Annotated in this window: 7 protein-coding genes, 1 tRNA gene and 1 pseudogene; 8 read left to right on the plus strand and 1 reads right to left on the minus strand. The window is 64.0% G+C overall.

Annotated features, from left to right (window positions below):
* Nucleotides 1-126: 126 nt before the first annotated feature.
* The 3 genes from SY1_RS06710 to SY1_RS12390 all read left to right on the plus strand — a co-directional run bounded on the left by SY1_RS06710 (nt 127) and on the right by SY1_RS12390 (nt 2,245).
* Nucleotides 127-204: transfer RNA gene (locus tag SY1_RS06710), tRNA-Pro, on the plus strand.
* 128 nt (nt 205-332) lie between these two features.
* Complete coding sequence (locus SY1_RS06715; RefSeq protein ID WP_015556576.1) at nt 333-1,382, plus strand: YgiQ family radical SAM protein; 1,050 nt, start codon at nt 333-335, stop codon at nt 1,380-1,382.
* Nucleotides 1,379-2,245 carry a DUF3362 domain-containing protein gene (locus tag SY1_RS12390; protein ID WP_243440612.1) on the plus strand — a complete coding sequence of 289 codons (867 nt, stop codon included), beginning with the start codon at nt 1,379-1,381 and terminating at the stop codon, nt 2,243-2,245. Before SY1_RS06715 ends, SY1_RS12390 begins: the two co-directional genes overlap by 4 nt.
* A gap of 10 nt (nt 2,246-2,255) precedes the next feature.
* On the opposite strand, the pseudogene SY1_RS06720 reads toward SY1_RS12390, so the two are convergent.
* Nucleotides 2,256-3,251, minus strand: a pseudogene (locus tag SY1_RS06720) (DMT family transporter); the annotation flags it as partial.
* A 95-nt stretch (nt 3,252-3,346) separates the two neighbouring features.
* Between SY1_RS06720 and SY1_RS06725 the strand changes: the two are divergent.
* From SY1_RS06725 to SY1_RS06745, 5 genes are all read left to right on the plus strand, one after another.
* Complete coding sequence (locus SY1_RS06725) at nt 3,347-4,264, plus strand: DUF4365 domain-containing protein (RefSeq protein ID WP_208873175.1); 918 nt, start codon at nt 3,347-3,349, stop codon at nt 4,262-4,264.
* 390 nt (nt 4,265-4,654) lie between these two features.
* The gene (locus SY1_RS06730; protein ID WP_208873177.1) at nt 4,655-5,809 is read left to right on the plus strand and encodes an HD-GYP domain-containing protein; all 1,155 of its coding nucleotides are present in this window, start codon (nt 4,655-4,657) and stop codon (nt 5,807-5,809) included.
* Nucleotides 5,810-5,929: 120 nt separating this feature from the next.
* Complete coding sequence (locus tag SY1_RS06735) at nt 5,930-6,148, plus strand: 4Fe-4S dicluster domain-containing protein (protein WP_208873179.1); 219 nt, start codon at nt 5,930-5,932, stop codon at nt 6,146-6,148.
* On the plus strand, nt 6,141-7,274 hold the full coding sequence (locus SY1_RS06740) for a 2-oxoacid:acceptor oxidoreductase subunit alpha (protein WP_015556579.1): 1,134 nt from the start codon (nt 6,141-6,143) through the stop codon (nt 7,272-7,274). The genes SY1_RS06735 and SY1_RS06740 overlap by 8 nt, the downstream gene beginning before the upstream one ends.
* A gap of 1 nt (nt 7,275) precedes the next feature.
* The gene (locus tag SY1_RS06745; RefSeq protein ID WP_015556580.1) at nt 7,276-8,094 is read left to right on the plus strand and encodes a 2-oxoacid:ferredoxin oxidoreductase subunit beta; all 819 of its coding nucleotides are present in this window, start codon (nt 7,276-7,278) and stop codon (nt 8,092-8,094) included.
* Nucleotides 8,095-8,108: the final 14 nt, after the last annotated feature.

An 8,108-nucleotide genomic window follows, 5' to 3' on the forward strand; every position in this document is an offset into this window, starting at 1 on the left:
AATTGATATGACATGATCACCAATCAACGACAGCATTTGACGTCCGCCTCGAAAGATGGTAATATACTCGCCGTTGTTGATAGGGGTTCCGGTCGTTTGGCGGTTCGAGGCGGCGGGGACGCTTTTCGGGGCGTAGCGCAGTCTGGCTAGCGCGCTTGGTTCGGGTCCAAGAGGTCGGAGGTTCGAATCCTCTCGCCCCGACCATTGAGCAGCACGTGGAGGTTGGGGTTTCCCAGCCTCCTTTTTTGTGGGCCTCGATCGGCCTGGATTTTGCTTCGGGGCGGCGGGTTGGGACGCGGCCCGTCCCGGAATCTTTGAAAGGGGTGGGGGCAATGGCGGTGGGCGGTTCCACGCAGCGGCAGGCGGGAGGGGGCTTCCTTCCTGTCTGCCGCGCGGACATGGAGGCGCGCGGGTGGAGCGAGCTTGACTTCTTGTTCGTGAACGGCGACGCCTACGTGGATCACCCCTCCTTTGCCGTCGGCCTGATCTCCCGCCTCCTGGAGCGCGAGGGGTATCGGGTCGGCGTCGCTGCCCAGCCCAACTGGCGTGGGGACGAGGACTTCACCTGCATGGGGCGCCCCCGGCTGGGGGTGCTGGTGGGCGCGGGGAACCTGGACTCCATGCTGGGAAAGCTGACCGCAGGGAAAAAGGCCCGACGGACGGACGCCTACTCGCCGGGAGGCGCCGTGGGGCTGCGGCCGGATCGCGCGACGATCGTCTACTGTCAACAGGTCCGCCGGATCTTTGGGGACATCCCGCTGGTCATCGGCGGCATCGAGGCCAGCCTCCGACGCCTCGTCCACTACGATTACTGGTCGGACTCCCTGCGGCGATCCATCCTCCTGGACAGCCAGGCGGACCTCCTGATCTACGGCATGGGGGAACGGCAATTACTGGAGATCGCGGCGGCACTGAAGAGGGGCGTCCCGGTGGGGGAGGTGCGGGACGTCCGGGGCACCTGCTATGTGGCTGAACGCGGCCAGGAGCCCGCGGGCTCGGTGCCGCTTCCCTCCTGGGACGAGATCGTCCGGGACCGACGGAAGTTCGCGGAGGCCTTTCGCCTCTCCTCGCTGGAGCAGGACGCGTTGCGGGGCCGCACGCTCCTTCAGGGGCACGAGAAGGGGACCCTCGTCCAGCTTCCCCCCGCGCTGCCTCTGACGGAGGCGGAGATGGACGGCGTCTACGACATGCCGTACCTGCGCCGGTGGCACCCGAAGTACGACGCGCTGGGAGGGGTGCCGGCGCTTGCCGAGGTGAAGTTCAGCGTCACGAGCCACAGGGGCTGCTTCGGCAGCTGCGCCTTTTGCGCCATCCACGCCCATCAGGGCGGATCATTCAGGCCAGGAGCCACGAGTCCATCCTGCGGGAGGTCCGGGCCTTGACGAGGCTCCCGGACTTCAAGGGCTACATCCACGACGTCGGTGGGCCGACGGCCAACTTTCGTCACCCGTCCTGCAAAGACCAGCTGGAGCGCGGCGTCTGCCGCGGGAAGGAGTGCCTCTTTCCAACGCCCTGCCGACGGCTTGACGCGAGCCACGAGGACTACCTGGCGCTGCTTCGGAAGTGCCGCGCCGTACCGGGCGTGAAGAAGGTGTTCGTGCGCTCCGGACTTCGGTACGACTACCTGCTGTTGGACGGCGCGCACGGGAAGGCCTTTCTGCGCGAGCTGTGCGAGCACCACGTCAGCGGCCAGCTGAAGGTGGCTCCGGAGCACGCTTCGCCCGCCGTCCTGCGCGTCATGCGCAAGGGGAGCGTCGAACAGTACCGCAGGTTCGTGGAGCTCTATGAGGAGTGCAACCGGAAGCTGGGGAAGAGGCAGTACCTCGTTCCCTACTTCATGACGTCGCATCCGGGCGCCGGCGTGGACGAGGCCATCGAGCTGGCGGAGTTCGCCGCGGAGCTCTCCTTCTGTCCCGAACAGGCGCAGGATTTTATCCCCACGCCCGGCAGCCTGGCGACCTGCATGTACTACACGGGGCTGGACCCCTTCACGGGCGTTCCCGTCCGCGTGGTGCGGCGGGAGTCGGAGCGGCGGGAGCAGCGGGCGCTCCTTCAGCACCGGATGCCGCAGAACAGGTGCCTGGTCCTTGAGGTCCTCCGGAGGAAGGGGCGGATGGACTGCGCGGCGAAGCTGTATCCGGACGAGCGGAGGGGCCGCCAGGACACCGTCCCCGCTTCAGGAGCGGCTCCAACTCGACGAGCAGGACGGAAAGGAAGATCAAAAGGCAGCCGAACAGCATCCTGAGGGAGGTGGGTTCGCCCAGGAAGATGACGCTCCAGAGCAGGCCGAACACGGATTCGAGGCTCATCAGGATCGCCGCGTGGCTGGCCTTGGTGTACCTTTGAGCGCAGATCTGCACCAGGTAGCAGAGGAAGGTGCAGAACACGATCGCGAAGGCCAGCTCCGGCAGCCCGCGCCGCCAGTGGAACTGGAGCGGCCTCTCGAACAGGAGCGCGGCGGCCAGCGTCAGCAGCGAGAGGACCGTAAATTGCACGAAGGTGAGGCTGATGGGGTCGCATTGAGCGGAATAGCGGCTGATGGCGATGATCTGAAGGGCGAAGAACAGGGCGCACAGGACCGTCAGGGCCTCCCCTCTGCCGAGGGGGCCCGATAGGTCCGAGGTGAGGAGGGCCATGCCGATGAGGCACGTGCAGGTGGCCGCGAGGGTGTGCCATCCGGGGAACAGGCCGCGGAAGAGCCAGAGGAGCAGCGGGACGAACAGCACGTAGGTCGACACCAGAAAGGCCTGCCTGCCTGGGGCCATGAACAGGAGCCCGAGGGTCTGGCAGAGGATGGCGCCGAACAGGGCGACGCCGATCACGACGCCTCCCGCCACCGCCTGACGGGACATTCTGCCGATCCGCCTGTGGAAGAAGAGGAGCAGCAGGGCGCTGCCGCAGGAGAAGCGCAGGAACAGGAGCCAGTTCGGCGGGTAGAGGTCGAGCAGCACCTTGACGACGGTGAAGCTGCCCCCCCAGAGGAGGGCGCAGAGCAGGAGGGCCAGGTCCGCGATCAGCGCCGCGGCGCGTGCGGATATCCTCCCCTGGGCCGTCGTTTCGTCCGTGGGATTGGCGACCCCTTCCTTTATGAGTGGAGCACGTTCTTTTTCCATGAGGCGTCCTCCTGCGGGTGCTATGGCCCTCCTGTGTTTTTTGTGCGCCGAAGCCCGCGTCGACCGCGGGTGCGCATTGCCCTTACGGTTAAATTGATTATAATGTAATATATTCGGCGCTTCAACAGAACGGGGCATTTTTTCCCTGTGGCAGGGCGTCTGCGATGGGGTAAAATAGGGGCGGATTTTTTAGAAAAGCGCCATATCAGGTGAGGTGGAGGCTATTGAACGAGTTGGCCGATCGAATTGGAATTTACGCGGCGAGCCGCCTTTCCGCGCAGCTGCCGGGGTTGATCTTTCGCGGGCAGCGCAGCGGGGACACGGGGCTGAACGCGCACCTGGAGACCGTTGAGGCATACCCCAGGCTGGGAAAGGTCGTCGGCCTTCAGATCCGTTCCGACGAGGACGAGGGCGTGGAGCGCACGGCGCGGGGGTACGTCTGCCGCGGCGAGATGCTTCATTTTGCCTATTGGCTCCAGCACTCGCTGCCGGTAATCCTCATGGTCCATGAGCGGGAGCGGGACCGCCTCGTGTGGGAGGCCGTCTCCGCGGAGACGATCGAGATATCCGGGGCGCAGTGGAAGCTGCTCGTCCCCTACGACCAGGCGTATGGCGTGGAGACGGGAGACCGCATCGCGGACCTGCCCTGCTACAGCCCCTACCTGGCGCGCCTCGCGCTGGATCGCCCGTGGATGCAGCTGATCGAGTCCGGGCGCGGCATCCTGCTCGAGATGGACGAGTGGCTGAACCAGCCCTCTGCCCGGGGCAATCTGCGCCTGTCCGTGATGGCGGAGGACAACTCCGCCCGGGAGCTCGTCTTCGAGTGGCCCTTCCAGACCGATCCCGACATGCCCCACGTGTTTCGCCTGCCCTCCCTGTTCCCCTGGGCCCACATCGAGCCGGACCGGGCCTTTTACCGCGAGAGGCTGGGGGACGACCGGAAGGTCGAGGGCCTCTCTCCCTGGACCGTAGAGGCGGGAGAGATCGCGCGCTTCAGGCTGCGCCTTGCCCTGAATGAGCTTGGGCGTGCCTTCCTGGTGACGGAACAGTTTCTCAGGCGCGGAGAGTTCCCCGCTGCGGAGCGTGCCGGGGACTTTGGGCAGGAGTACGAGAGGGGAATCAAGTTCCAGCTCTACAAGGGGCAGGGATAGAGGTCGTCCTTAGTTTTTTTAAGGAAGCGCTGATTAATCTTCAAAAGTTGTTGAAAGCGATCAAGGAGCATCAAACGGAGGGTATCCTTCAGCGCTTCCTTAAGTTTTAAAATGGGGCTACGCTCCCCGCTTCGGGGAGCCTTCCGGCAGCCGTTCGCCCTTGCTCACGGGCCGTCAGTCCCAATCCCCACGCGCTTCGCGCGGCCTGATGAAGTTTCATGCACTGAAGGGAGCCCATGCGGTTGGCAGTTCTTAACGACTTAATCAGTGTTTCCTTAATGATCGTAGTGGGCAAAACGGCAAATCCCCAAAAAATCACGGTTCTGGAGAGCGAGGGTGGGAGCTATAGAGAATAAAAGGCCCGGTAACGCCGCGGGACAGGACGGCGTTGTGCGAGAGGTCGCCGTCGAGGACCTGGGACAGTTTTGCGAGGGACAGGCCGTGATCGCAAACGACATCGCCGGAGCGACCGGAAGCATCCTCATCTCCAGGGGAACTTCTCTGATGAGCGTCGCCTCATCCATCGCCAGCCTGCAGAAGCAGCTGCGCAACGCCAACGTCCGCAGGGTTCGCCTGTTCCTCCCCAGCGGGGGGACCAGGGAGGAGATCGAGTCCCTCGTCCGCGGCATCAAGCCGGGCATCGCCCCCATCGACGCCGAGCTGGCGCACCAAACGGTGAGTCAGGTCGAGGACGTTCTGGAGCGGATTCAGTCGGGGAACTGTACGCCAGAGAACGTCCAAAACCTGGCGGACCGCGGCAGAGTCCTGGCCAGCCAGATCGCGAAGGCCCCGCAGCTGATGTTCTGCCTGGGGCACGTGCGGGACTGGGACGAGTACACCAGCGTACACTCCCTGAACGTCTCGCTCCTGTCGAGTTTTCTCGCAGATCGCATGTTTCCCGATCGTCCGGAGTTTGCGGAGTTTATGGCGATCGGGGGCATCTTGCATGACCTGGGCAAGGCGAAGGTTCCTCACGAGATACTGAACAAGCCGGCAAAGCTTACGGACGAGGAGTTCGCCGTCATGAAGCAGCACCCGGCCCTGGGCGTCCAGCTGGCGGTGGAGAGCGGGGTGACGGATGAGCGCACGCTCACGGTGATCCGGGGGCACCATGAGCGCTATGGCGGCGGAGGATACCCCGACAGCCTGGACAGGAAGGACCTCCCCATTGAGGCCAGGATCGCGGCCGTAGCGGACGTCTTTGACGCGCTGACGGCCAAGCGCGTTTATAAGGACCCCATGCCGGGGCGCGAGGCGATCGCGCTGATGACGGGGGCGATGGCCGCCCACTTTGACCCTGCGGTCATGCGCGTGCTGTTGCTGGCCGTTGGCATCTACCCATCGGGGATGCTGGTCGAGCTGTCGGACGGGAGCGTGGGAGCGGTCATCGGTACCACAGGAGCAGACGTGGTGCACCCTCAGGTGGCGCTCCGCTACGATCGCTTTGGGAAGCCCGTGACGGACAAGACGATCGTCCAGACGGGGGCCGACTCCGGGCTGCTCGTCGTGCGTTCCCTTCAGGCGAACGACAAGATCGGTTTCTGACGTGCTGGCTTTTCATGAACGGATGATATATTAGAGATGATATATATAAATCCAAAAATAGTGGGGTGTTGCGCGCGGCTGCGGTCTGCGGCCCGCGTTTAAATAAGTGGGGGGTGTGTCTTGTTGGCGGAAAAGAAGCGCTTTAAGGTCGAGGTCAACAACGCGTGGTGTAAGGGGTGCTCCCTTTGTATCGGGGTCTGCCCCAAGTCCGTTTTAAGCCTCAGCGATCGCCTGAAGTCGGAGGCGACGAAGCAGGAGGAGTGCATCGGCTGTCGTCAGTGCGAGAACATTTGTCCCGATCTCGCTATCACGGTGAAGGAGGATAAGGCAAATGGCTGACGTCGCTTTCTGGCAGGGAAACACTGCGCTGGCCCATGGGGCCCTTGCCGCGGGGTGCAACTTCTTCGGGGGATATCCCATCACGCCCTCGACGGAGATCGCGGAAGTGATGGCAGAAGAGCTGCCGAAGCTTGGCGGGCACTTCATCCAGATGGAGGACGAGCTGGCCGGGATCGCAGCCGCCATCGGAGCCTCCATCGCAGGCGCCAAGGCGCTTACGGCCACCTCCGGCCCCGGCTTCTCGCTGAAGCAGGAGAACCTCGGCCTGGCCTATATTGCGGAGATTCCCCTCGTGGCGGTGGACGTCATGCGGGGCGGTCCCTCCACGGGGACGCCCACCAAGGTGGCTCAGCAGGACGTGATGCAGGCGCGTTGGGGCACCCACGGCGACCACGCGACGATCTGCTACTCGCCGTCATCGGTGCAGGAGTGCTACGACCTGGCGATCAAGGCCTTCAACGCGGCGGAACGCTTCCGTCAGCCGGTCCTGATCCTGGGGGATGAGGTCGTGGGGCACATGAGGGAGAAGGTCGTGAAGAAGGCCCCCGGGGAGGTCAAGATCGTGAACCGCGTCCGGCCGACCTGCGATCCGGCGAAGTTCACGCCCTACCTTCCGGACCCGGTGACGGGAATCCCTCCCATGGCCTCCTTCGGCGACGGCTACTCCTGGCACGTGACGGGCTTGACGACGAACGACTGGGGGTTCCCGACGAACGACAACGCGGAGATCGAGAAGAAGATCCTGCGGATGATGAGCAAGGTTTCCCGCGCCCGCTCCGAGATCGTGGAGTACGAGGCGGAGTACATGGACGGCGCTGACGTCGTGGTGGTGGCCTACGGCAGTGTGGCCCGGTCCGCCCTGCGCGCCGTGCGCGACGCCCGCAAAGCCGGCATCGCAGCGGGCTTCTTCCGCCCCATCACGCTCTGGCCCTTCCCGGACGAGGAGCTGCTGCAGGCCTCCCTGGGGGCGAAGACCGTCATCGTCCCGGAGTTGAACTGCGGGCAGCTCGTCCTGGAGGTGGACCGCGTGTTCCACGGCAGGAGCGACGTTCAGCCGTTGAATCTCGTGAACGGCGAACTCTTCAAGCCCTCAGAGATAGGCCGCAAGATCAAGGAGGTGGCTTAAGATGCCGAACGCAGAGGTTTTGAGCTGGGTCAGAAGCAGGTTTATGCCCCACATCTGGTGCCCCGGATGCGGACATGGCGTCATCATGCACGCCATCATCCGAGCGCTGATCGGCATCGGCGCGGACCGGAAGAACACGGTTCTGGCTTCGGGAATCGGCTGTTCCAGCCGCATGGCGGGGTACATCAACGCCTGCACGCTCCACTCGACCCACGGCCGATCCCTGGCCTTCTCCACCGGCATCAAGCTGCACCGGCCCGACCTGACGGTGGTGAACGTGATGGGCGACGGCGACTGCACGGCCATCGGCGGCAACCACTTCATTCACGCCTGCCGCCGCAACATCGACATCACGGCCATCGTCATGAACAACAACATCTACGGCATGACGGGCGGTCAGGCCAGTCCCACGACGCCCGTCGGAGCCTTTGCGACGACGACGCCCTACGGCGCCGTGGACCCGACCTTCGACATCTGCAAGCTGGCAGAGGGGGCCGGCGCCTCCTACGTGGCGCGCACGACCATCGCCAACCCCAAACAGGCGGAAACCTTCATCGCAAACGGCATCCGCAAGAAGGGCTTTTCCGTCATCGAGATCGTGACGCACTGTCACACGCAGTTCGGGCGTAAGAACAACCGCAGGCTTCCCATCGAGAACTACAAGTACTTCAAGGAGAACTCCATCCCTCTTGCCCTGGCGAAGGACAAGAGCCCGGAGGAGCTGGCGGGCAAGATCGTCTGTGGGGAGTTTGTGAACAAGGACACCCCCGAGTACACGGAGCAGTATCAGAAGCTGGTCATCGATAAGGCGAGGGGGTAAGGACATGGCTGATG

Origin of the sequence: Fretibacterium fastidiosum, from assembly GCF_000210715.1 — a bacterium.
GTDB lineage: Bacteria > Synergistota > Synergistia > Synergistales > Aminobacteriaceae > Fretibacterium > Fretibacterium fastidiosum.